The organism is Flavobacterium sp. NRK1 (genome assembly GCF_024054175.1).
Lineage (GTDB): Bacteria > Bacteroidota > Bacteroidia > Flavobacteriales > Flavobacteriaceae > Flavobacterium.
On record NZ_JAMXLA010000001.1, the window covers coordinates 3,515,906 to 3,537,453 of the forward strand.

The following is a 21,548-nucleotide window of genomic DNA, read 5'->3' on the forward strand; positions in this document are numbered from 1 at the left end:
TAGCCTTTTGCTATACATGAAAATGTAATTTCACCAGGCGCAATGTTTGAAAGTGATTTATTAATGACAGTAATAGATAATTAAAATGTACTGCCTCAAAAATAATTCGACCTTAGAAAAATCTCATAAATTAATAGTTTGAGATTTATCGACCACACTGATTTCAGCTCGAAATGAAGTTTTGAGACAGTCTATTTTTTTATAAGCTTAAAGCCTCCTGTTTTGCTTTTTCAAAGTCGGATAAAATTTCATTAAGAATATCTGCTGCAGGTTTTATATCATGTATAAGCCCTGCAATCTGACCTATTTCCAATTCGCCTTCTTCAAGGTCACCTTCAAACATTCCTTTTTTAGCACGTGCACGACCAAGCAATGTTTTAAGATCATCTACAGTTGGCGCAGTACTGTAAAGCGCAACTACATCATGAAAAAACTTATTTTTAATAAGCCTTACAGGAGCCAGTTCTTTTAGCGTAACGTGCGTATCACCATCTTGGGCATCAACAATAGCCTGTTTGAATTTTTCATGTGAAGACGATTCTACAGAAGCCGCAAAGCGGCTGCCTATCTGCACACCATCAGCGCCAAGTACCATAGCCGCAAGCATTCCGCGCCCCGTAGCAATTCCTCCCGCAGCAATAAGCGGCACATCTAATTTTTCCTTTACCATTGGGATAAGCGTAAAAGTTGTAGTTTCTTCACGCCCATTATGGCCACCTGCTTCAAAGCCTTCGGCAACAACGGCATCTACTCCGGCTTCCTGTGCTTTAAGGGCAAACTTAACGCTGCTCACCACATGTACAACCGTTATACCCTTCTCTTTAAGAAACGATGTCCATGTTTTTGGGTTACCGGCAGAAGTAAATACAATTTTAATCCCTTCTTCTATTATTATATTTATTATCTCTTCAATATTCGGGTATAGCATGGGTACATTTACGGCAAAAGGCTTATCGGTTGCTTTTTTGCATTTTTGTATGTGCTCTCGCAGCACATTAGGATACATAGATCCAGCACCTATTATACCCAATCCGCCTGCATTGCTTACAGCACTTGCCAGTTTGTAACCACTTGCCCATATCATTCCTGCCTGTATAACAGGATACTGAATATTAAAAAGTTTAGTAATTCTGTTCATTATTATTATTTAGTTCTTTGTTATTGATTTTAAGCATTCAAACTCATATTCCTAAACTATAAGTTTTTTTATCATATTAGTTTTTAATTAATCTTCCTTTTTGATTTTTTCCCGATCCTTCAAGTTTGTAACTATAAATACCTGTAGCAAGATTTTTAATTGAAAATAAAGGATTATCTAGCATTACTTTCTCTTCCATTATTTTTTGTCCGAGATTATTAAAAATGGTAACAGTAGTATTTGGAGTATTTTTCGGGAATAACAAATTTACAATATCATTGGATGGATTAGGATATATAATAAATTTATCATTAGTAAGATTCATTCCATTTTGCATGGCTACATTAAAATCAGGAATACCGAAGCCGTATTGTGCAGTTGGTGAAGTATAACGATCTGCCGATTCCTTTATAAGCTGTCTTAATTCCGTATTAGTTTTATCAGGTAATGCCTGCCATAAACATGCTACAAGTCCGGCAGTTATAGGACTGGAAAATGATGTACCGCTTGCAGCAGTAATCTCGCCATTAGTATTTGCTATTGCAGCCAGATAACCAATTGCCATAACATCGGGTTTTACCCTATTATCATACGATGGACCAATAGAGCTAAAACCTACATAATTTTCGTTGGTATCAACTGCTCCCACTGTAAGCACATCATAGGCATCGGCAGGAGCCCCAATATGAGGATTAGTAGTATTACCAGAATTTCCCGCAGAAACTACACAGAAAATTCCTTTGGAAACGGCAATATCAGCTCCGCGCGAGATAAATGCTGTTTTACCATCCATATTTTCGTAGGAATAGCTATATCTGGGATTATCATAATTAAAATACCCCAGTGAAGTATTTATAACATCTACCCCGAGACTATCGGCAGCTTCAGCAGCCTCTACCCAATAGGATTCCTCAACCGGATTTTCGCTTGTAGGATCTTCCGTTACAAAGAGATAATAAGACGCATCGGGTGCCGTTCCTGCAAGCTGGTTCTCTACATAGCCCCCCATTGTAGAAAGCACAATTGTTCCGTGCGTACCACCTGTATAAAAATCTTCCGAACGGTTTACATAATTGTAACCACCTTTTATAAGATTATTATCATACAAGCGCTGAAAAGGCGGAGTAGTATTAACAGCAGGAAATCCGGCATCTAATACTGCAATGGTAATATCTTTCCCTGTAAAATTCAGTTGATGAAGTACATCTCCATTAAGCATTTGTATTTGCCTTGAGGCAGTTCCGTAACTAAAGTTCTCTTCTGTTTCCAGTACCTTATCAACAATAGCATTTTGCTGTATTGCATTCATTCTTCCGGAATGATTCAGGGTTCTGTCAGCAAAGTCTATATGATCAACAAATTCAAGATTTTTAAGGTTAAAAATAGCATCCTGAGTACCACGTATGTGCAGCGCATTAAGCCATTTCGACTGTGCCATTACTGTAATACCATCTACCGCAGCTATAGCATCTTTATAAGGCTTATACAATGGCACATCGGTAATATCTAAATCTATATTTTGTTTTAAGCGTCTGTCCAGTGCTTTTTGAGACAGCATTTCTGTAGGATTATTAAAATAGGAACTACTGTCGGGCTTATCCTTAAAATATACCCAAGCATCTTCCTGCGAATAACAAAAAGTCGCAATAAAAAATAGTACTATCAACAGCATATGCTTTTTCATAAGGGCATTATCTATATCAAATATACAAAAGAAGCGCTCTAATACTGAGATAAACCCATCAAAACACTATTTTTGCCACGCCAAAAACTATATAAAATGCTATTTTTATTACTAAGTATATTTTGCAGTGTATCTGTTGGAATAATTTTTAAAATATCACGTAAATACAATATAGCTATAGCACAGGTTGTTATGTGGAATTATGTATTTGCGCTTCTGCTTTGCTTTTTATTTTTCAGTCCTGATGTAAGTACAATAAATAATGATGCTCCGTGGGGTATTTATCTGCCATTAATGGTGTTGCTGCCCTCTGTTTTCATCCTGCTGGCAGCATCCATTAAGCATATTGGTATTGTAAAAACAGATGCTGCACAACGTTTGTCTCTTTTTATCCCCATACTGGCTGCATGGTTTATTTTTAAAGAAGAATTTAACCTGCTTAAACTTGCAGGGTTAGGCATCGGTTTTCCTGCTATTTTAATGATACTCTCTAAAAAAGATGAACATAAAAATAACAACTGGATATATCCTGCCATAGTACTTATTGGCTTTGGTATAATAGACGTTTTGTTTAAACAAATAGCACTTTATACCACACTACCCTACACTACTTCACTATTTGTGGTATTTGGCGGATCATTAATTAGTATAACCCTCTATGTAGCTTTTGAGGTTATTTTTAAGTCTGTAAAGTTCAATATTATGAACCTGGCTTTTGGTGCTCTGGTTGGTATATTTAATTTTGGAAATATACTATTTTACCTGAAAGCCCATAAGGTATTTGCCGAAAATCCATCTACAGTTTTTGCAGCAATGAACATGGGAGTAATTGTAACCGGAAGCCTTGCCGGAATATTTATTTTTAAAGAAAAGCTGTCTAAATTAAATTATTTTGGACTTTTTATGGCGCTGCTTGCGATAGTTTTTATTACGCTTTCACAGATTTACAAATAAAAAACAATACACTAAATCGTTGTAAATAAGCAGTTTTAAAAATAATTTAAATTTTATTTGGATTTTTAATTTATTGTACCCTAAATTTGCAGCAAGTTCTTTAAAAAATTATTCTTATCCAGAAAGACCGAGGGAATTGACCCTATGACGTCTTGGCAACCTGTTCGTTTTTACGAATAAGGTGCCACATTCAACCTTCTGCATTGCAGAGGAAAGATAAGCTTAGAAAATGTACATAATACTTCAAAATATTATATGCTCTTCTGACTTATCGGGAGAGCATTTTTTATTTTATGCTCTTTCCGATAACTGGTTTTAGGATGTTTTTTACTGACAAAAAAATTTACAAACTAAAATTAGAAACAAAAATGAAAGAGCAAACTCAAATTTTACACAGCATTCCGGTAGATCCATTAACAGGTTCAATATCTACCCCTATTTACCAAACATCTACATTTGTACAAGATGCACCGGGAGTGCATAAAGGTTATGATTATGCAAGAAGCAATAACCCAACAAGAAAAGTACTTGAAGACACTATTGCTAAACTTGAAAACGGAACTAATGGTTATGCTTTTGCAAGTGGACTTGCTGCCATTGATGCCGTTATTAAACTACTTGAAGCAGGAGATGAAGTTATAGCTGTAGATGATATTTACGGCGGAGCTTTCAGATTATTTACACACATCTACCAAAAATTCGGTATCAGCATTAAATATGTAGATACTACAAATGCAGAAAATGTAGCTGCTGCCGTTACCGATAAAACAAAACTTATCTGGATAGAATCACCCACAAATCCAACGCTTAAAATATCTGACATAAGAGCTATTGCAGCTATCGCCAAAGTAAACAATGTATTGCTTTGTGTAGATAATACCTTTGCATCGCCGGCATCTCAAAAACCTATTAATCTGGGCGCAGATATTGTAGTGCATAGTGCTACTAAATACCTTGCAGGACATAGCGACCTAATTGCCGGTCTTGTTGTTACTTCTACACAGGAACTTGGCGATAAAATAAAATTCATTCAAAATGCTTCAGGTGCAATATTAGGCCCGTTTGACAGTTGGCTGGCTATTCGTGGTATAGAAACACTTACATTACGTATAAGACAACACGCTGAAAACGCACAGAAAATTGCAGAATTTCTTTTAGAAGAAAAACTGATCAAAAATGTTTACTACCCGGGACTTCCTTCACATCACAATCATGAAATTGCTAAAAGCCAGCAAAAATACTTTGGTGGTGTAATTGCTTTCGATTTGATAATTGATGATAAAGAACTTGCATCATCAATTGTCAGCAATACTAAACTATTTAAACTTGCCGAAAGTCTTGGAGGAGTTAAAAGCCTTTGTTGCCTGCCATGTGAAATGACACATAAATCTATTCCAACGGAAAAAAGATACAGTTCTGGCGTAACAGACAGCCTTATCCGTTTATCTGTTGGTCTGGAAGATGCCGATGATCTTATTGACGATCTTAAACAAGCTCTTGAAACAGCGGTAAAACAAAGTACAAATAAAAGTCAGGCAACTGCAATTTAATACGTAATAACCATGTCGAGAAAAAATTTAAATATAGGCCTTTATGGTTTTGGTTGTGTAGGTTTCGGGTTATATGAAGTATTACAGAAAACACCGGGACTAAAAGCCAACATCAGGAATATTTGCGTAAAAGACAAAAACAAACCAAGAGAAATTGGTATTGAAAATTTTACATTCGATCAGAATGATATTCTTAACGATGACGACATTAATGTTGTTGTTGAACTTATTGATGATGCGGATGCTGCTTTTGAAATTGTTTCGGCAGCATTAAAAAAAGGTAAGGCTGTAGTTTCTGCCAACAAAAAAATGATTGCAGAACATTTTACTGAATTACTTGAACTTCAGGAAAAATATAATGTGCCGTTACTGTATGAAGCAGCTGCATGTGCCAGTATGCCGATAATAAGAAATCTTGAAGAGTATTATGATAATGACCTTTTAGAATCTATAGAAGGTATTGTAAATGGCTCAACCAACTATATATTAACTAAAACTTTTGCCGAAAACTTATCTTATGACGACGCTCTTAAACAAGCACAGGATAAAGGTTTTGCAGAAAGCAACCCTATACTTGACACAGGAGGATTTGATGCCAAATATAAATTACTGATACTATTAGCGCACTCTTTTGGCTATGTTGCCAAACCTTCCGACATTTTCAATATAGGGATTGATGGCATAGGTACACTTGAACTTAAATATGCCCGTGAAAAAGGGCTTAAAATTAAACTTATAGCACAGGCATTTAAAGCCGCTGATGGAAAACTTTCTGCTTTTGTAATACCAAAATTTGTATCGCCGGAAGAACGTTTATATAGTGTAGATGATGTGTTTAACGGTGTGCTTACAAAAACAAGCTTTGCAGATACTCAGTTTTTTGTGGGTAAAGGTGCAGGTGCCCACCCTACTGCATCAGCCGTACTTTCAGATATTTCAGCACTTAGCTATAACTACAGGTACGAATACAAAAAAATTAAGCAGAAAGAAGACCTTATACTCTCTGATGATGTTACCTTAAATGTATTGCTTAGACATAAAAAAGAAGATGCCGAAACATTTAAAAAGAAATTCATTACTATAGAAGAAGCTTACACCAATAATGAAGCAGGATATATAACAGGAACACTAACTTTACAAAGCCTTAAAGATATACAGTCAGGTAACAATGGAGACAGATCATTTATCCTTCAAAATATAGTTACCGCTAAAGAAACCGCTATAGCAGAATCTGTTCTTACAGCTTAATATAAGCAACTATTTACCTCCAATTGCTATGAAAACAAACCCCAAAGATGAAATATGCTTTGGGGTTTCGTATGCTATAGGATTATATTATTTATTACGTTAATGTCTGTATTCCTTTACTCCTGCTTTTACCTCAACCTTTAAATCGTTTTGCTGTGGCGGTACCGGGCACGAGTAAGCATGATTATAGGCACAATACGGATTATAGGCAGTATTAAAATCAATTAATATAGTATTGCCTTTTGGCTGCTTAAGGTCAATATACCTTCCGCCTCCATAACTGCCATTCCCTGATGTAAAATCTGTAAAAGGGAGAAATAATGCATCTTTATACTTTTCCTGTTTTACTAAATCTAAGCTTTGAAAAACATCCAGTTTACATTCTTTACCTTGTAAAGTAAAATACACTTCGCCATATTTAACATACATCGGTTTTCGTGCAGTTGTAGTAGCCATTTCAAAAGGCTTTTCATTTGGTGTCCGTACAAATTTTGCTTCTATACAGTAAGCCATATCAATGGGATAAAAATCAAGCGACTTAAACTTTTTTAAATCCTTTTTTATAAGTGGAGATTCTTTTGGGCTAGCATATTCTTTATTCAGCTGCTTTTGGTAAGCCAATGATGTTTCCTTTGAGCATTGTTGAGAAAATGCTTTTGAAAAAGAAAACACGGCTATAATAATTAATATTTTTAAACTATAATTCATAGACTTTATGCGTATTACTGTTTCTGTTTTAAATAATGTGTTGTAAGGGTACGTGCCCAATACCTTGGCACATCAAATTCTGTTTGCAGATAGGCTACAACATCATTCGACTTTTTATCGGCAGCATTAAATGATTTAAGAATAGTATTCCAGTCAGCAATTTTTTTTCCTGTCTTTTCAATTACCTGCTCATCAGATACATCCCAATAATCCTTTTTCATAGTGTTTTTTTAATAGAGGTTCTAAAAATAACACAACAAAAATAACATTATAAATTAATATTATTTTTCATTTTGTAATTCATGTATTTAACATTTGTAATTTTGCGTTAAACCAATCATTGATAATGCTTCAACAGGCTTTTACGCGTTATATAAATAACTTCCGTGGCTTTACACGCGAAGTATGGATACTTGCCATAATAACATTTATTAACCGTGCCGGTACAATGGTATTTCCGTTTCTTTCAAAATACCTGAAAGAAGATCTTCACTTTACTTACAGTCAGGTTGGCTGGATCATGGTATGTTTTGGATCAGGTTCTATGCTTGGCTCATGGATCGGAGGTAAACTATCAGATAAAATAGGATTCTATAAAGTAATGATTTTCAGCATGATTACAAGCGGATTATCATTCTTTGTTATACAGCAGGTAACAACATTTCCCGGATTATGCATTGCCATGTTCAGTATTATGGTTATAGCCGATATGTTCCGTCCGGCAATGTTTGTTTCTTTAGGTACTTATGCCAAACCTGAAAACCGTACCAGAGCTTTTACATTAGTAAGGCTCGCTATAAATTTTGGCTTTATGGCCGGCCCTGCACTTGGCGGACTAATAATATTAGGAATAGGATATAAAGGATTGTTTTGGACTGATGGTGCTTCATGCATTATATCTATTTTAATATTTGCCTTGTTGGTAAAAGAAAAAAAGAAAGTAAAAACAGAAGATTCTGTTATTGAAGAACTACCGGAACAACGATCTGTAGCTAACGATAAATTATTCTGGTTATTCCTGTTTTGCAGTTTTACTACAGCAGTTGTTTTCTTTCAGTTATTTACCACACTACCACTTTATCATAAAGAGCAATATAATCTTTCAGAATTTCATACCGGACTTTTAATGTCTTTTAACGGACTGCTGGTTTTATTGTTTGAAATGCCAATTGTAGGTTATGTAGAACGCAAGAAAATACAAAAAATAAAAATTATTGCTTTTGGGGCTTTATTGATGGGGTTAAGTTTCTTCACACTTTTATTTCAGGGCTGGATAGGTATTCTTGTTATAAGTATGGCTATAATATCTTATGCTGAAATGTTTAATTTTCCATTTTCTAACGGATTTGCTATGGATAGGGCACCACGTGGTAAAGAAGGTCAATATATGGCCTATTATACCATGATGTTCAGCCTTGCGCATATCGTGAGCGGTAAAACCGGACTGGAAATAATTTCCCATTGGGGATACACCGCCAATTGGTCTTTTATGGGTGGGGCAGGATTGCTTGCAGCTATTGCATTATTAGTGCTTCACAAAAAGCTTCTTAAAGAAAACACTTAACAATTTAAGAAGCATCTTTTAATAAAAACTGACATTTTAGTTATTTAACTAAAAAAATAGTTGTGTAACTAAAAAAATAGTTTTAGCTTTGGATTACAAATTAAGATGTAATGCAAAAATTAACCAACAAAGAAGAAGAGATCATGCACATATTATGGAAACTTGAAAAAGCTTTCGTAAAAGATGTACTAATGGAAATTAAAGAGGATAAACCTCACTACAATACACTTTCTACTATTATAAGAAACCTTGAAGAAAAAGGTTATGTAAGCTATAATGCTTATGGTAATACCCATCAATATTATCCTGTTGTAACGAAGGAAGAATACAGAAAAGGGTTTATGAGCAATGCTATAGAGAATTATTTTAATAATTCTTATAAGAGTATGATATCCTTTTTTGCAAAGGAAGAAAAAATAAGCGCTAATGAGCTTCGTGAAATTCTGGATATGATAGAAAAAAAAGAATAATATGGAAAGCCTACTGATCTATACAACCAAAGCGTCAGGATTAATTGCGATGTTCTTACTAGCTTATTACCTGTTGCTTAGAAATGAAACGTTTTTTAGTTCAAACCGGGGCTTTTTACTTGCCGGTTTATTAACTTCTGTAGTATTGCCTTTAGTTACATATACAAAAACTATTTGGGTAGATCCTACACCAAAAACTGCGTTAGAACCTACTTCTGGTATAGATATACAGCAGTATATGATGATGATGCAGTTAACAGCTTCTGAACCTGAATCTTTTACTATAAATTGGTATCATGTAGCTGCCATAATTTATGTATTAGGAATGTTGTTTTTCTTAACCCGCTTTGTAATAGATTTTGTAGCCATAAGACACATATTGAAAGATAACAAAATTGTAAAAGAAGACCAATATAAATTAATAGACTCAAAGAACATAAAATCACCATTTTCATTCTTCAATTATATTGTATATAACTCTTCGGTATTACAACCTGAAGAAATTGAAAGTATAATCAGCCATGAAAAAGTACATAGCAGACAGAAGCACTCAATAGATATGATTATCAGCCAGTTATTCTGTATTATTTTTTGGTTTAATCCTTTTATGTGGCTATACAAAAAATCAATATCTCAAAACCTTGAATTCATTGCCGATGCTGTTGCAATTCAACAATTGGCAGACAGAAAAATTTATCAAAAAACCCTGCTGAAAATTACCGTTCAGCCGGAATGTATCGCAATTACCAATCATTTTTATCAATCATTAATCAAAAAACGAATCGTTATGTTAAACAAAAAACAATCAAAAAGGCTAAACTCCTGGAAATACGGAATAATAATTCCGGCATTAATCGCATTCATGGGTACTTTTCAGTTCAAAGTTGTTGCACAGGAAAAAGAGCCTCAGGTACAAGTATCAGTAGAAGAAGAAATGGAATTTGAATATGAAATTGATAAAAATTCTACCGATGATGACCTTAAGGACGGAACTAAAATTTTTAAAAAATTTGGAGCTGAAGTCTTAATTAATAATGTTACAAGAAATAGTGCAGGAGAAATTACCACAATTAATATAACTGTTAAGGATAAAGACCAGTCAAAAGATTATTCTGTAACCGGCAATGCCCCTATCAAGCCTTTTACAATACAAATAATTAAAAACAGTAATCCAGATGAAAACAGTATTGCCTTTGGTGTAACAAATAATAATTACAGCCTAAAATCTAATAATATAAGCAGCTTTTCAAATAATGGCACTAAATCACCTAAAGCTATTATAGTAACAAAAAATACTGAAGAAGATAGCGTAGGTTATTATAAAAGCGGAGCAATCGTTACTAATATAAGTAAAGATGCATTAGTTATTATAGATGGTAAAAAACAGGAAAAAAATACCGATGTATCCCAACTACAATTACCTAAAGGCAGAATGATAAGTGGCCTGAATGTTTTATCACCCCGGGATGCTAAAAAGAAATATGGAAGAGAAGCTAAAAAAGGAGCTGTAGAAATAACAACTAAAAACGGCTCTGTTGTATCGATGCCTTTTTCTCAGGGTTTTACCTATAATATTAATGATGAGGATAATGTTATCATTAGTACTTCAAAAATGTCGCCAATGCCACCTATGCCGCCAATGGATGAAATAATGGGGTATGCCAGAATGGGAGTTAATGAAGGTATGAAAGCATTATCTGAAATGGATTGGCAAAAAGTAATGGCTTTTGAAGGTTTATCTGAAGAAGACCGAAGAGAAATTCAGGAAGAAATGAAAAATGCCCGTATAGAAATTCGCAAAGCCTTTGATGATACTGAAATTAGAAAATCTATGACTGAAGCACATTCAATGGCAAGAGGCCTAAAAGATGGTGCTGAATATTCAAGGGCAGACAGAATGAAAGAAATGGCTGAAGCTAAAAAAGAATTAATAGAAGCTAAAAAAGAATTAGAAAAAGCAAAACTTGAACTTATTAAAGCCCAAAAAGAAATTGAGAGAAGCAAAGCAGATGCGAAAAGAAAATCGAATTAAAACTGAGATTAGTTATACATAGTAAATTTTATTTTATTATGAATACCAGGTAACCAAAAGGCTGCCTGGTATTTTTATATTAAAAATTAATATAATCATAAAGGTTAATATGTTAGCAATTGATTTTTATATATTTGAATATATAAAACCAAATAGCCATGTTTAAACTACTAGCAAAACTAAATCACTGGCTTTTGCCAAATTATACTAAAGAGCAGCTTGACCTTAGCAAAGCAACCAAATTTCAAAAAGCCATTATTGCCTGGAAATATTATGTTACAAGCCGTGCTTTAGATTAATATACTAATGGAGCATATACTTGGTGGCTGCCAAGCTTCTGTCTTCCGTTAAGAAAAGACAATTCCATTAAAAAGTTGCATTGCACTACCTCACCACCTAACTTTTCTACCAGTTCACAAACTGCCTTTGCAGTGCCGCCTGTGGCCAGCACATCATCATGAATAAGAACCCTGTCCCCGGGTTTAATAGCATCTGTATGTACTTCCAGCATATCCGTTCCATATTCAAGCTCATAAGTTGCGGAAATAGTAGTAAACGGAAGTTTTTTAGGTTTACGCACAGGAACAAATCCTACACCAAGTTCATAAGCCAGTAAAGTTGCAAAAAAGAAACCGCGGCTCTCCACCCCTACTACCTTATCAATTTTACGATCTTTAAGGTTATTAAGCAGTAGAGCCATGCATTCTTTTACAGCCTTTGGATTACCCAAAAGCGGAGTTATATCTTTAAACACAATTCCTTCTTTTGGAAAATCCTGAATGTCACGTATATACCGATTCAATGTCATTTTTTTGTAATTTTATATACTATTAGACTTGCAAGTTAAGCAAAATCCCGTATATTTGCACCCGAATTAAGGCCTCGTGGCGCAACTGAATAGCGCATCTGATTACGGCTCAGAAGGTTACAGGTTTGAATCCTGTCGAGGTCACTACTCGGGACAAAAGATAAAAATCTTTTGTCCCGTTTTTTTACTTATAATTCATTGTTTACCAGATAGATACATCGTATAATTTCATTCATCCGGGCGGTTTGGAAATCATTTCCGCGAAATGTGAAATTTTCGGGATAAATTAAACCAAGCATGTGCCTTGCCTCCATAAGAGTACTGTTCCTAAAATTATTCGAAAGCTTCAAAATATTGTCAACACCCTGATTTAAAAATTATTAATATCTTCGTTGACATCTCTCACCTCTTCCAGTTAGCGCTCTAATGATTTGAGAATTGATTCTGAATGATTCTTGTTTGCCAATAGCAACTTAAGTTTTGAATCTACTTTCCTGTAAAAATCATCTTCACTCAACTTTAAATCATTGTTTTGATAGAGGTCGTAATGATTTAAAGAATTTAACTTTGCGACTCTGTATGCATAAGAAATCTTACGCATTTCCTGCACTGGAACACAAAGATTTTTATCTTTCAGGCGCTGATTAATTTTGTACTGCTTGTCTCTAACAATCAGTTTATTTCCTTTTAGAGTAATGGTTATGTCCTGACTATTTAAGTTAAAAACAGTTAAATCGGTAAGGGAAATCTTTTCATCCCTCAACTTTGAATACGATTTTGAATACCAGTGGTCAAAAAGTTCATAATGCAAAGTATCGGCAGAAACACTTACTACGATCTCAATGTGGCCGGGAAAGAGTCTTAATCCCTTTCTGCCTGTATATATCTTATCCTGTGCACTTACGTGAGTCAAAAAAAACATGTGCAATAATAAAAATATGATAGCGCTTACTTTCATTTATTCGTTATTTAGAGTCTCTATAATAAAAAAACAAATTTTCGGTGTTTAATCAGTTTCCATAATTATAGATTTTAGACTCAATTATGTTTCCTGACTTGTCGGTTATATGCTGAATCCTGCCAAACTCATCGTAAATATAATTAGTTTCATTTCTTCTTTGATCAATTAGTGTTACAAGTTTTCCGGAGGCATCATAAAGTTCGATGATTACCTTATTGGATGGGAAATCGGTATAGAGTTTAACTAATTCTGTTTTCAGTGCCACTGTAGACATACTTTGTAAGGAACTATACGGAACATCCAAAGAAGCTATAATTTCAGCATGTATAATATTTTCAATAGTTGCAACAGCATGTTTGTAATTATAACCTATTATAATTGATTTACTTACCCCCTCCCATTGGATATTTCCACGATATTCCCATAAGAGTCAACCGTCGTAATTGCACTGTTAACCCTCACATTAGCTTCTGAAGTTCCTCCAAGATTTTCAGAAATATATACATTATTAACCAAATAGATATACCTAACTATTTCATTGAGCAGGGCGGTTTGGAAATCATTTCCACGCAATGTGACATTTTAAGGATAAATTAAACCGATCAGGTCATGTGATTCCACCACATTGCTTTTTTCAAAGGCAGTGCCTAAGTGAATAAGATTTTGAAACATATTGGTTCATAAAACTTTATATATTCATACTATCATCATTTGTCTCTCAGTTGCGATTCGAGTTTTTTAGATAATTGTACTGTACTCTTTTTGCTGCCTGTTAGCTTATGGCTATCGGCTATGAATCCAATAGGTGAATCCCCTTTCAAAAACTATTTTTAAAGTGTACCTTATATTTATAAAATATTTATAAATATTCTATGCTGCACTTGCTAACTTTAAGTACATAAAATGAATATGACATGGGAACCGGCACACCAGCGAGCACTACTTCAAAAAGAAGCATTTATAGTTATCAGAAAACAGATATTGATACACTTTTTTCAAAAATTGAAACAGCGCAGCCTGGAATGCGGCTGCTTTATCAACTACCCACAGGTGGCGGAAAGACGGTTGTTTTTTCAGAAATAGCAAACAGGTACATACAAAAGTATAGTCAGAAGGTCGTGGTGCTTACGCACCGTATCGAATTATGTAGCCAGACCTGTTCTGTACTAAAAAAAACAGGCATAAAAAGCATGGCCTATACCAGTGAAATTAAAACCAATCCCAGGATACAGCCCGATTGTTACATAGCCATGATAGAGACTCTCAAAAACAGGATCCGTGACAAAGCATTCAACCCTGACACAGTAGGATTGGTCATTATAGATGAAGCGCATCACAATTCCTTCCAAAAGCTATTGGATAAATTTAAAAATGCTTTTATCATAGGAGTAACCGCTACCCCGCTTAGTTCAGATATTACTATGCCCCTGCATAAAAATTATAATGAGCTTATAGTCGGTGAGGATATCCGTTCACTTATAACACAGGGATATCTGGCAAAGCCGAAAGCATACAAATATACTGTTGAATTAAACTCATTAGTTACAGCACGACATGGAGACTACACCGTAGCAAGCTCTGATTTATTATATACGTCAGATTCAATGCTTGAATTGCTTCACACGGCATATAAAAGCCATTGCCTGGGAAAGAAGACCTTAATCTTCAATAATGGGATATTTACATCTAAAAGGGTTTTCCAAATGTTCTCCGGTGCCGGTTATCCTATAAGGCATCTTGACAATAAAACACCCAAAGAAGAAAGAACAGCTATATTAAAATGGTTTAAAGACACCAAAGGGGCAATATTAACATCTGTTTCAATACTAACTACAGGTTTTGATGAGCCATCAGTACAATCAGTAATACTATACAGGGCAACAAACTCCCTTACCCTTTACCACCAGATGGTCGGCAGGGGATCCCGAAGGACAGGAAACAAAAAAACATTTACCATCGTAGACCTGGGGAACAACATCGAACGTTTTGGGGAATGGGATGGGCCGCTGGACTGGAAATTGGTTTTTGAGAATCCGGAAGGTTATTCAAATAAAGAAAGTAAGGGTTCGGATTATGATTCGCATAGCATAAGCAGTGAATTGCGTTCAAAATTTCCAAAAACACTGGAACTTTCCTTTGATGTTGAATCTTCGTACTTGGCTGCACTACAAAATAATGAAAAGCCTAAAACTGTGATAAGGGACGCAATCAGGCAGCATGCGCTTATGTGCATTGAAAATGCAGAGACTATTACAGAAGCACTTCATCTCTCTGATGAGCTTGAAAGCGAAATAGCCTGGAGAGTGAGGCAATATTGCAAATGTCTTGAGAATACTACCAAAAACTATACTTCCTGGCTTCAGCAGGACTATAAGTCCAAGCTTAGAACAATCATCCAAAAGTTAATGCATCGTATCATTACAACATAAAAAAAAGTTTAAAATCCCGGTATAGTATGAGGTCAAAGAAAAATTACAAAGTAACTTCAGAATTGCAATAGCTTGTAAAAACCATGAACAATATGTAACTTATAATTTTAGCTTAGCAATTCATCTGAAAGCCATCCACTAATCCGCGCTGAAGCTTCTTCGCAAAAGTCAAGGCCGGAGTAGTCTGGATTGTAACCTCCTATGTATGGTACTGCCATTATAAAAATACGTTCATTGTAGGCGCCATAATTGTCTGTGACCTGAAAGTTATCATTAATAGCAATGCCTGATACTTTTAACCTGTAGCCATCGGAGTGCTTTTCTACTATTTCAGGTAGCTCCTGCCTCTTATTTTCACCGGCAACATTACACTTAAAGCGTATGGTTGCAGCACTAATTGTTTTATCTTCAAGCATACTTTTAAATGGAAAATCCTCATAATTAAGGTGGGGCTGGCCCACACAATTTACATAGGTTTTATAATAAGCCGATTTTTCATCTCCATCGTCGGCAGTAAACCTTATTGTAATCCCACCCTTCTCCTTTTCAATTTGTTCCTGACTATCATTACCAACTGCTATAAGTTCAAGCCTGCCGGCGGCATGAAGGGCAAGCAATTCACTACAGGAGGTTTGGGGAATGAATGCTATAACAAGGGATATCAGCGGTAGCAGCGTCTTTTGCATTCTAAGAGTATCCTCGGCAGAAAGGTATTTCGCAGGATAATTCAGCGCAAAGCTTAAAATAGCCAGCATTTCTTTCCAATACACAGATTCCTGTCTTTTGATAGACTTCTCTGCCTGTATGTATTCTGCCTTTAAAAGCAGAAAAGGATCCAGTTCTTCACGCAATTCCATCATGGAAGCGACGAATTCTTCCATGGTCATATCTTTTATTTTTTCATAAAATCCCTGGTCTTTATCTCTAAACTGCTCTTTGAAATCTTTTTCAAATAAATAGTCCAGTGAAAGGAAACCATCATTTTCCTGCCTGTGCGCTGAAAGTTCTTCCTCTGTTAAGAGCGAATCACTTTTAAGGTGCGAATCTTCAAGGTGGAAACGTACAGCAGGCAGAAAGCCGTGGCGGGTGTGCATCACTATCTTAAAGTCGGGTGTTTGTTCGGAAGCCTTAAATAATAGCATACCTGTACCATGCTCAATAAATGTGCCATTGTGCCTTGCAATGGTACGAATGGCATCTATCGCGGTAAGCGAGGCTCCCTTAATGCCAACGGTATGGTTAAAGCCCTGCCTTAATTTGGATGGCGGATAAGGGCTGTCGAAATATCCAGGAACTTTACCCTCAAAGCGTTTGGGCCAGTTATGTCCGGTGCAGATAATCACTTTATCAAAGATATGCTTAGCCTGGGTATTTACTTCTACTATAACTTCTGAAGTGTCGGGCTTATCTTTTATATCCGTTACTTCGGTGCCCGATTTGAGTTCGGCAACAATTCCCTTTTCTTTTGCAAGGTTATAGAGCAAATCGAATTGGCCGCTGAGGTACTGTCCAAAAAATAGCCTGGGTAAAACCTTGTATTCATTGAAGCGCTCTGCCTCAATTGAAAATAAATCCAGTATATCTGAAGATACCGTTTGCACCCAGTCCTTAATAGATGTAACGATATGCGGGATCTCATTTGCCGATACGTTAGTGATATGTTCCTCATTTGCCCCTTCCCTGCTATAGGGCATGCCTGCTCCAAACTGCTCCTTTTTCTCAAAAATTGTGATCTCGATGTTTGTATTGCCTAATTCCAACAATCGCTTAAACATAAACAAAGCAGCCGGGCCTCCGCCAATAAGGGCAATCCGGATTTTTTTATTTTCCATAAGGTTTTACCTAAATTATAGTAATGAGCATAAATGTAATGGCTGTAAATTAATCTGGTTCCCGATTAAATCATAAAACTAAGTGAAGGTTATGCTAATAAAAAAGGGGAGCTTTGCAGCGCGGGTTATAAAATTATGAACTTTAACTTATAGATAGCTGTTGATTTTTGATATCGGATTATAATTGAATATCCTGAAAGCAATAACGACAGCTATTGCAAATATTATATGCCCGAAAAATAATTGTATGTAGTAGGATTTGGGAGAAACATCCTCATGTATAGAAGTGCTGTATATTGCCCTCCAGCAAAATATGCCAAATAGCCCTGTGCATATTCCGAATATAAGTCCGGATAGCATTCCAAAGCGTACCGGGGTGTATCTCCAGATTGACTCATATACTATTACCAGAAAAAATCCTATCACATAATGTGCAATCCATCCGCCAATCTTATGCAGTTTTCCCTTTAAATTTATACCGATACCTTCAAGTATAAAATTCATCATTACAGGTTCTTTGAATAACTTTTTATAACTCGCCGAAAGCAGATAGCTAAAGGTCGTCATAAGGTTGGTTGCTGAGAAAGCTGCTATAGCCAATTTTAATAAATTCATACCATAACTGTTTAGTTAAACTTCAGCATTATGTACTGTAAAACCAACAGAATTATATATATTTTAACCTCGATTCATTTTCCTCTCTTTCTTTATTAAAGCGCATTGCGGGTTTGATTCCGCATCTTTCCATACTCCAATGTAATACTTATGTGGCCAGGGCTTATTCATCTTTACCAGTGCTACGTTCCGGAGCAGTATAGCCCATGATCCAGTCATATTTTTTTCTACCTTTATAAGTGGCCTTCCGTTTATGATTTACATCACGATGATTTTTTTTCAATCACAAAGGCCCTCAGCTCAATCATTTTACCGTTTTCAAAACGCCAGTTATCGCAATACTCATAATTGACAGCTTTTCCTGATTTGTCTTTAATTGTAAATGTTTCCGACTGCGGTTACAAAATCACCTTCAGCAATGAGATTCCTTACGGTGAATTTTGGCGGTTCAAGATAGGTTTTAGACATATACTCCCTTATTGCCTGTTTTCCCATCACAACCCGCTCACCAACAAATTCCCATACCGAATTTTCTGCGCAATACTCAAGGAAGCCTTCATTATATCCCTTTGAAACCGTAGCATTTGCTGCTAATAATATTTTCTTATTATCCATTGTTAATAATTCTGATTTGCATTGTGTTACCTAACTGCTATAATCTTAAATCAATTAGATTTTTAGGCCAGACCTAAACCAAGCCTCTGTTTTTTACCTTTTTGCTGTCATCTGACCAGCGCTTTACGGCAAAAAGTGTAATGCCAACGACAGCACCCGCTAATAAAATCCTGCTTAAGTTTCTGTTTGTTTTCGGCATTCCCAGATTTCCATATACCCTTAGTGGCTCCTGCGAGGGTGTCAAAACATTTCCTGCCTCATTGTCTTTATCTTTGTTACTGCTCATTTTTAAACGGACCGCTGCAGATGCAGTGTTAATTATCAGCTTTGGAAACAATCTATAAAGATTCGTGATAGCTGCCGCCCTGTAATCCGGAAACATATCCTTTTTGGGATGTAATGCAAGTTTAATCATTCTGTCCGCAGTATCCCGCGGGTCTGAAGCAATTGGAGGGATTGCCATACTAAACCCGGAGTATTTGGCTGAGTGCAGGTTGCCTGTAGAATTTTGTAACTGTGGATACAGATTACAGATGTGTATCTGTTTAAAATTAGATATCTCCCCCTGAAGGCATTCCATCATGCCACGTATACCGAATTTGGTCGCAGAGTACACAGCACTATATGGTGCAGGCATAAAACCTCCTATAGATACATTATTTATCAGGATTCCCTCATTTTGCCTTTTGAAAATTTTAATAGCCTGATACGCACCGTGCATATAGCCAACTAAATTAGTGTTAATTACCTGCTCATGGATCTCCATTGGAATTTCTTCAAATTTACCACTAGCCATCACACCGGCATTGTTTACCCAAATGTCTATCTTACCAGAAATTTTCAAAGCTTCTTCTGCCACCCTTTCTACATCCTGGGCAACAGACGTGTCTGCACTAATCCCATAAGCGTTACCGAGAAGATTATTGCAAAATGCTACGACTTTATCAATGCCTTTTTGGCCCCTGGCTACAATGACCACATTGCAGCCTTCCCTGGCAAAGGCCTCGGCTGCAGCACGGCCTACCCCACTGCTGGCGCCGGTTATCACAACTGTTTTTCCTGTCAGGTGCTTTGCATTTACTATTTCGTTCATATAAATTAATTTTAAAAGATACTTAAATCCATTCACGTAAGCAGTATTAGCCTTTTGACTAAGAGCGTGAAAAGTTTATAAAAGGTACTATGAAAAATCTTTTTGATGTTGCTATTTATGAAAACTTTATTGCAATCAGATTGTAAGCATAAAACTTACCAATGTCTTCAACCCAGAGATTGCAGTATAATATTTAGGTTAAATTATTTGCTGAGCGTTAAGAAATAAGAGAATTAAGAACTTATACAAAAAAGGCCGTCCATGTGATACAGGACAGCCTTTGTCAGTCAAGAAAATTGAAAGCGAATCAAAAACAATCAGATTGAATTATTATTTATGCGATTTAAATTATGCTTAGCGCATACTTTTTCGCTTCTTCTCCGTTAAATGTCTCTTTACAATGTTTAAGGAGTATCAGACTCAAAATCTACGGTAAGCTTATCCATAACATTTTTCAAAAATTTTGCTTTATTCTTTTTTACCTCTTTTAGAAACGGCGAAGATTCATCAGAGTTAGCGACATATTTATCTCCCCATAGGGCTATTTCAATCAAAGCGGGTATTAAATCAATACCTTTTTGGCTAAGCCTGTAAAGACCTTTTACTTTATTATCCGGATACGGCAATTTAATGATTATCCCATTATTCTCCAGCAGCTGTAATCTATTCGCCAATATATTCGTTGCTATTTTTTCCGCAGATTTAGTAAAATCTCCATAAGTACGTGATTTATGAAGCATTAAATCTCTAACTATCAATAATGACCATTTGTCCCCAATAATATCCAACGAAGAACTTATCGGGCAGTCGGAGCGCTTTTCAGTCAATTTCATAAACAATACATTTTACTTGTATATTAAAAGTAAATTATTAATTTTACACTTGCATTTTGCAAGTAAATAACTTATTTTTTTACTTGCAATTAAAAAGCAAATTTAAGTATTAAAAATAAAAATATTACATTATGACAAAAATTTTAGTTACAGGAGCTACAGGTGCAATTGGAAAAAGTACAATTGAGCACCTCTTAAAAAAGGGTGTTCCTTCAAATCAAATTATCGGTTTTTCACGAAAAAAAGAAAGTCTGAAAGACTTAGCTGCGAAAGGGGTAGAAATACGTGAAGGCGATTATTCAGATTATAATTCTTTACTACATGCATTCGAAGGTGTTGATAAAGTCATGCTAACGAGTGCGGTTGCTTTTACAGACCGATTTACCCAACATTATAATATTATTACTGCTGCCCGGCAAATGGGCGTTAAGCACATAGTATATATGTCTATTATGCGTAAAGAAGGTTCAGGACGTATTATATCCGAAGTTACGGATTCAGACCGTTTTACAGAACAAGTACTTAAATCTTCCGGACTGGATTATACTGTATTATACCACCCTCCGTTTGCTGACCTTTTATCATTTTACTATGATTCCAACCCTATTGAAAACGGAATAAAAGTTCCGGCCAATGAAGGAAAAATGGCACCTGCTACGAGAGATGAATTGGCTGAAGCCCATGCTGAAATACTTTCTACCCCCGGACATGAAAATAAGACTTATTCATTAGGCGGATCTTACCATATTTCGTTTTCAGAAATAGCAAAAGTTCTTTCGGAAATAAAAGGACAACCTGTTTCTTTTACCACAATTACAGCCGAAGAATATATTGACGGAATGATTGAAAAAGGAGTCGCTCGTCACGTAGCAGAATTTTTAACAAGTTGGGTAATGGCAATTGAAGGTGGTGAATTCGAACATCAGGCAGGCGACCTCGAGCGGTTATTAGGCAGAAAGACAAAAAGTTTCAGGGATGTCTTAGAAACATTTTTTGTTTAGAATTATTATAACT

21 protein-coding genes, 1 tRNA gene and 1 riboswitch are annotated in these 21,548 nt (G+C 35.7%); of the genes, 10 read left to right on the plus strand and 12 right to left on the minus strand.

Annotation, left to right across the window (positions count from 1 at the left end; all coding sequences use genetic code 11):
- Positions 1 to 199: 199 nt before the first annotated feature.
- Both NHE85_RS16170 and NHE85_RS16175 read right to left on the minus strand, forming a co-directional pair.
- Positions 200 to 1,138 (minus strand): nitronate monooxygenase family protein, encoded by a 939-nt coding sequence (locus NHE85_RS16170; protein ID WP_252813178.1) that lies wholly within the window; start codon positions 1,136 to 1,138, stop codon positions 200 to 202.
- A 76-nt stretch (positions 1,139 to 1,214) separates the two neighbouring features.
- A complete protein-coding gene (locus NHE85_RS16175; RefSeq protein WP_252813179.1) occupies positions 1,215 to 2,822 on the minus strand; it encodes a S8 family serine peptidase in 1,608 nt (535 codons plus the stop codon).
- 96 nt (positions 2,823 to 2,918) lie between these two features.
- On the opposite strand from NHE85_RS16175, the gene NHE85_RS16180 reads away from it, so the two are divergent.
- From NHE85_RS16180 to NHE85_RS16190, 3 genes are all read left to right on the plus strand, one after another.
- Positions 2,919 to 3,776 carry an EamA family transporter gene (locus NHE85_RS16180; protein WP_252813180.1) on the plus strand — a complete coding sequence of 286 codons (858 nt, stop codon included), beginning with the start codon at positions 2,919 to 2,921 and terminating at the stop codon, positions 3,774 to 3,776.
- 111 nt (positions 3,777 to 3,887) lie between these two features.
- Positions 3,888 to 3,999, plus strand: a riboswitch (SAM riboswitch).
- Between the two features lie 145 nt (positions 4,000 to 4,144).
- The gene (locus NHE85_RS16185) at positions 4,145 to 5,326 is read left to right on the plus strand and encodes a PLP-dependent aspartate aminotransferase family protein (RefSeq protein WP_252813181.1); all 1,182 of its coding nucleotides are present in this window, start codon (positions 4,145 to 4,147) and stop codon (positions 5,324 to 5,326) included.
- 12 nt (positions 5,327 to 5,338) lie between these two features.
- Positions 5,339 to 6,574 carry a homoserine dehydrogenase gene (locus tag NHE85_RS16190; RefSeq protein WP_252813182.1) on the plus strand — a complete coding sequence of 412 codons (1,236 nt, stop codon included), beginning with the start codon at positions 5,339 to 5,341 and terminating at the stop codon, positions 6,572 to 6,574.
- Positions 6,575 to 6,673: 99 nt separating this feature from the next.
- Here NHE85_RS16190 and NHE85_RS16195 read toward each other — a convergent pair whose 3' ends face one another.
- The gene (locus NHE85_RS16195) at positions 6,674 to 7,282 is read right to left on the minus strand and encodes a DUF1684 domain-containing protein (RefSeq protein WP_252813183.1); all 609 of its coding nucleotides are present in this window, start codon (positions 7,280 to 7,282) and stop codon (positions 6,674 to 6,676) included.
- Positions 7,283 to 7,296: 14 nt separating this feature from the next.
- The gene (locus NHE85_RS16200) at positions 7,297 to 7,503 is read right to left on the minus strand and encodes a DUF4287 domain-containing protein (protein WP_252813184.1); all 207 of its coding nucleotides are present in this window, start codon (positions 7,501 to 7,503) and stop codon (positions 7,297 to 7,299) included.
- Between the two features lie 125 nt (positions 7,504 to 7,628).
- Here NHE85_RS16200 and NHE85_RS16205 point away from each other — a divergent pair, with 125 nt between their 5' ends.
- The 4 genes from NHE85_RS16205 (at position 7,629) to NHE85_RS16220 (ending at position 11,647) form a co-directional block, all read left to right on the plus strand.
- Positions 7,629 to 8,846, plus strand: coding sequence for an MFS transporter (locus NHE85_RS16205; RefSeq protein WP_252813185.1), 1,218 nt, complete (start codon positions 7,629 to 7,631; stop codon positions 8,844 to 8,846).
- A 110-nt stretch (positions 8,847 to 8,956) separates the two neighbouring features.
- On the plus strand, positions 8,957 to 9,316 hold the full coding sequence (locus tag NHE85_RS16210) for a BlaI/MecI/CopY family transcriptional regulator (RefSeq protein WP_252813186.1): 360 nt from the start codon (positions 8,957 to 8,959) through the stop codon (positions 9,314 to 9,316).
- 1 nt (position 9,317) lies between these two features.
- On the plus strand, positions 9,318 to 11,348 hold the full coding sequence (locus tag NHE85_RS16215; RefSeq protein ID WP_252813187.1) for a M56 family metallopeptidase: 2,031 nt from the start codon (positions 9,318 to 9,320) through the stop codon (positions 11,346 to 11,348).
- Positions 11,349 to 11,506: 158 nt separating this feature from the next.
- Positions 11,507 to 11,647, plus strand: coding sequence for an SsrA-binding protein (locus tag NHE85_RS16220; protein ID WP_252813188.1), 141 nt, complete (start codon positions 11,507 to 11,509; stop codon positions 11,645 to 11,647).
- On the opposite strand, the gene NHE85_RS16225 is transcribed toward NHE85_RS16220, so the two are convergent.
- On the minus strand, positions 11,644 to 12,156 hold the full coding sequence (locus NHE85_RS16225) for an adenine phosphoribosyltransferase (protein WP_252813189.1): 513 nt from the start codon (positions 12,154 to 12,156) through the stop codon (positions 11,644 to 11,646). The genes NHE85_RS16220 and NHE85_RS16225 overlap by 4 nt on opposite strands.
- Before the next feature lie 70 nt (positions 12,157 to 12,226).
- Here NHE85_RS16225 and NHE85_RS16230 point away from each other — a divergent pair.
- Positions 12,227 to 12,300, plus strand: a tRNA-Arg gene (locus NHE85_RS16230).
- Between the two features lie 271 nt (positions 12,301 to 12,571).
- Here NHE85_RS16230 and NHE85_RS16235 read toward each other — a convergent pair.
- Positions 12,572 to 13,114, minus strand: a complete 543-nt coding sequence (locus tag NHE85_RS16235) for a hypothetical protein (protein WP_252813190.1) — start codon at positions 13,112 to 13,114, stop codon at positions 12,572 to 12,574.
- 52 nt (positions 13,115 to 13,166) lie between these two features.
- Positions 13,167 to 13,391 (minus strand): RHS repeat domain-containing protein, encoded by a 225-nt coding sequence (locus NHE85_RS16240; protein ID WP_252813191.1) that lies wholly within the window; start codon positions 13,389 to 13,391, stop codon positions 13,167 to 13,169.
- Between the two features lie 640 nt (positions 13,392 to 14,031).
- Between NHE85_RS16240 and NHE85_RS16245 the strand changes: the two genes are divergently transcribed.
- The gene (locus NHE85_RS16245; RefSeq protein WP_252813192.1) at positions 14,032 to 15,546 is read left to right on the plus strand and encodes a DEAD/DEAH box helicase; all 1,515 of its coding nucleotides are present in this window, start codon (positions 14,032 to 14,034) and stop codon (positions 15,544 to 15,546) included.
- A 107-nt stretch (positions 15,547 to 15,653) separates the two neighbouring features.
- On the opposite strand, the gene NHE85_RS16250 is transcribed toward NHE85_RS16245, so the two are convergent.
- From NHE85_RS16250 to NHE85_RS16270, 5 genes are all read right to left on the minus strand, one after another.
- Positions 15,654 to 17,378, minus strand: a complete 1,725-nt coding sequence (locus tag NHE85_RS16250) for an FAD/NAD(P)-binding protein (RefSeq protein WP_252813193.1) — start codon at positions 17,376 to 17,378, stop codon at positions 15,654 to 15,656.
- A 147-nt stretch (positions 17,379 to 17,525) separates the two neighbouring features.
- Positions 17,526 to 17,993, minus strand: coding sequence for a hypothetical protein (locus tag NHE85_RS16255; RefSeq protein WP_252813194.1), 468 nt, complete (start codon positions 17,991 to 17,993; stop codon positions 17,526 to 17,528).
- 372 nt (positions 17,994 to 18,365) lie between these two features.
- A complete protein-coding gene (locus tag NHE85_RS16260) occupies positions 18,366 to 18,608 on the minus strand; it encodes a nuclear transport factor 2 family protein (protein WP_252813195.1) in 243 nt (80 codons plus the stop codon).
- Positions 18,609 to 18,681: 73 nt separating this feature from the next.
- Positions 18,682 to 19,701: an SDR family NAD(P)-dependent oxidoreductase gene (locus NHE85_RS16265; RefSeq protein ID WP_252813196.1), complete on the minus strand. Its 1,020-nt coding sequence runs from the start codon at positions 19,699 to 19,701 to the stop codon at positions 18,682 to 18,684.
- A gap of 404 nt (positions 19,702 to 20,105) precedes the next feature.
- Complete coding sequence (locus tag NHE85_RS16270; RefSeq protein WP_252813197.1) at positions 20,106 to 20,534, minus strand: helix-turn-helix domain-containing protein; 429 nt, start codon at positions 20,532 to 20,534, stop codon at positions 20,106 to 20,108.
- Positions 20,535 to 20,665: 131 nt separating this feature from the next.
- On the opposite strand from NHE85_RS16270, the gene NHE85_RS16275 reads away from it, so the two are divergent.
- The gene (locus tag NHE85_RS16275; protein ID WP_252813198.1) at positions 20,666 to 21,535 is read left to right on the plus strand and encodes an SDR family oxidoreductase; all 870 of its coding nucleotides are present in this window, start codon (positions 20,666 to 20,668) and stop codon (positions 21,533 to 21,535) included.
- Positions 21,536 to 21,548 lie beyond the last annotated feature (13 nt).

Excerpts from the sequence above, each read along its gene's own strand:
- NHE85_RS16170 (WP_252813178.1), bottom strand. The coding sequence starts at position 1,138 with ATGAACAGAATTACTAAACTTTTTAATATTCAGTATCCTGTTATACAG.
- NHE85_RS16220 (WP_252813188.1), top strand. The coding sequence starts at position 11,507 with ATGTTTAAACTACTAGCAAAACTAAATCACTGGCTTTTGCCAAATTAT.
- NHE85_RS16205 (WP_252813185.1), top strand. The coding sequence starts at position 7,629 with ATGCTTCAACAGGCTTTTACGCGTTATATAAATAACTTCCGTGGCTTT.
- NHE85_RS16235 (WP_252813190.1), bottom strand. The coding sequence starts at position 13,114 with ATGAAAGTAAGCGCTATCATATTTTTATTATTGCACATGTTTTTTTTG.
- NHE85_RS16180 (WP_252813180.1), top strand. The coding sequence starts at position 2,919 with ATGCTATTTTTATTACTAAGTATATTTTGCAGTGTATCTGTTGGAATA.
- NHE85_RS16245 (WP_252813192.1), top strand. The coding sequence starts at position 14,032 with ATGGGAACCGGCACACCAGCGAGCACTACTTCAAAAAGAAGCATTTAT.
- NHE85_RS16190 (WP_252813182.1), top strand. The coding sequence starts at position 5,339 with ATGTCGAGAAAAAATTTAAATATAGGCCTTTATGGTTTTGGTTGTGTA.
- NHE85_RS16175 (WP_252813179.1), bottom strand. The coding sequence starts at position 2,822 with ATGAAAAAGCATATGCTGTTGATAGTACTATTTTTTATTGCGACTTTT.
- NHE85_RS16185 (WP_252813181.1), top strand. The coding sequence starts at position 4,145 with ATGAAAGAGCAAACTCAAATTTTACACAGCATTCCGGTAGATCCATTA.
- NHE85_RS16240 (WP_252813191.1), bottom strand. The coding sequence starts at position 13,391 with ATGTCTACAGTGGCACTGAAAACAGAATTAGTTAAACTCTATACCGAT.
- NHE85_RS16215 (WP_252813187.1), top strand. The coding sequence starts at position 9,318 with ATGGAAAGCCTACTGATCTATACAACCAAAGCGTCAGGATTAATTGCG.
- NHE85_RS16265 (WP_252813196.1), bottom strand. The coding sequence starts at position 19,701 with ATGAACGAAATAGTAAATGCAAAGCACCTGACAGGAAAAACAGTTGTG.
- NHE85_RS16270 (WP_252813197.1), bottom strand. The coding sequence starts at position 20,534 with ATGAAATTGACTGAAAAGCGCTCCGACTGCCCGATAAGTTCTTCGTTG.
- NHE85_RS16275 (WP_252813198.1), top strand. The coding sequence starts at position 20,666 with ATGACAAAAATTTTAGTTACAGGAGCTACAGGTGCAATTGGAAAAAGT.
- NHE85_RS16255 (WP_252813194.1), bottom strand. The coding sequence starts at position 17,993 with ATGAATTTATTAAAATTGGCTATAGCAGCTTTCTCAGCAACCAACCTT.
- NHE85_RS16250 (WP_252813193.1), bottom strand. The coding sequence starts at position 17,378 with ATGGAAAATAAAAAAATCCGGATTGCCCTTATTGGCGGAGGCCCGGCT.
- NHE85_RS16200 (WP_252813184.1), bottom strand. The coding sequence starts at position 7,503 with ATGAAAAAGGATTATTGGGATGTATCTGATGAGCAGGTAATTGAAAAG.
- NHE85_RS16210 (WP_252813186.1), top strand. The coding sequence starts at position 8,957 with ATGCAAAAATTAACCAACAAAGAAGAAGAGATCATGCACATATTATGG.
- NHE85_RS16195 (WP_252813183.1), bottom strand. The coding sequence starts at position 7,282 with ATGAATTATAGTTTAAAAATATTAATTATTATAGCCGTGTTTTCTTTT.
- NHE85_RS16225 (WP_252813189.1), bottom strand. The coding sequence starts at position 12,156 with ATGACATTGAATCGGTATATACGTGACATTCAGGATTTTCCAAAAGAA.
- NHE85_RS16260 (WP_252813195.1), bottom strand. The coding sequence starts at position 18,608 with ATGGATAATAAGAAAATATTATTAGCAGCAAATGCTACGGTTTCAAAG.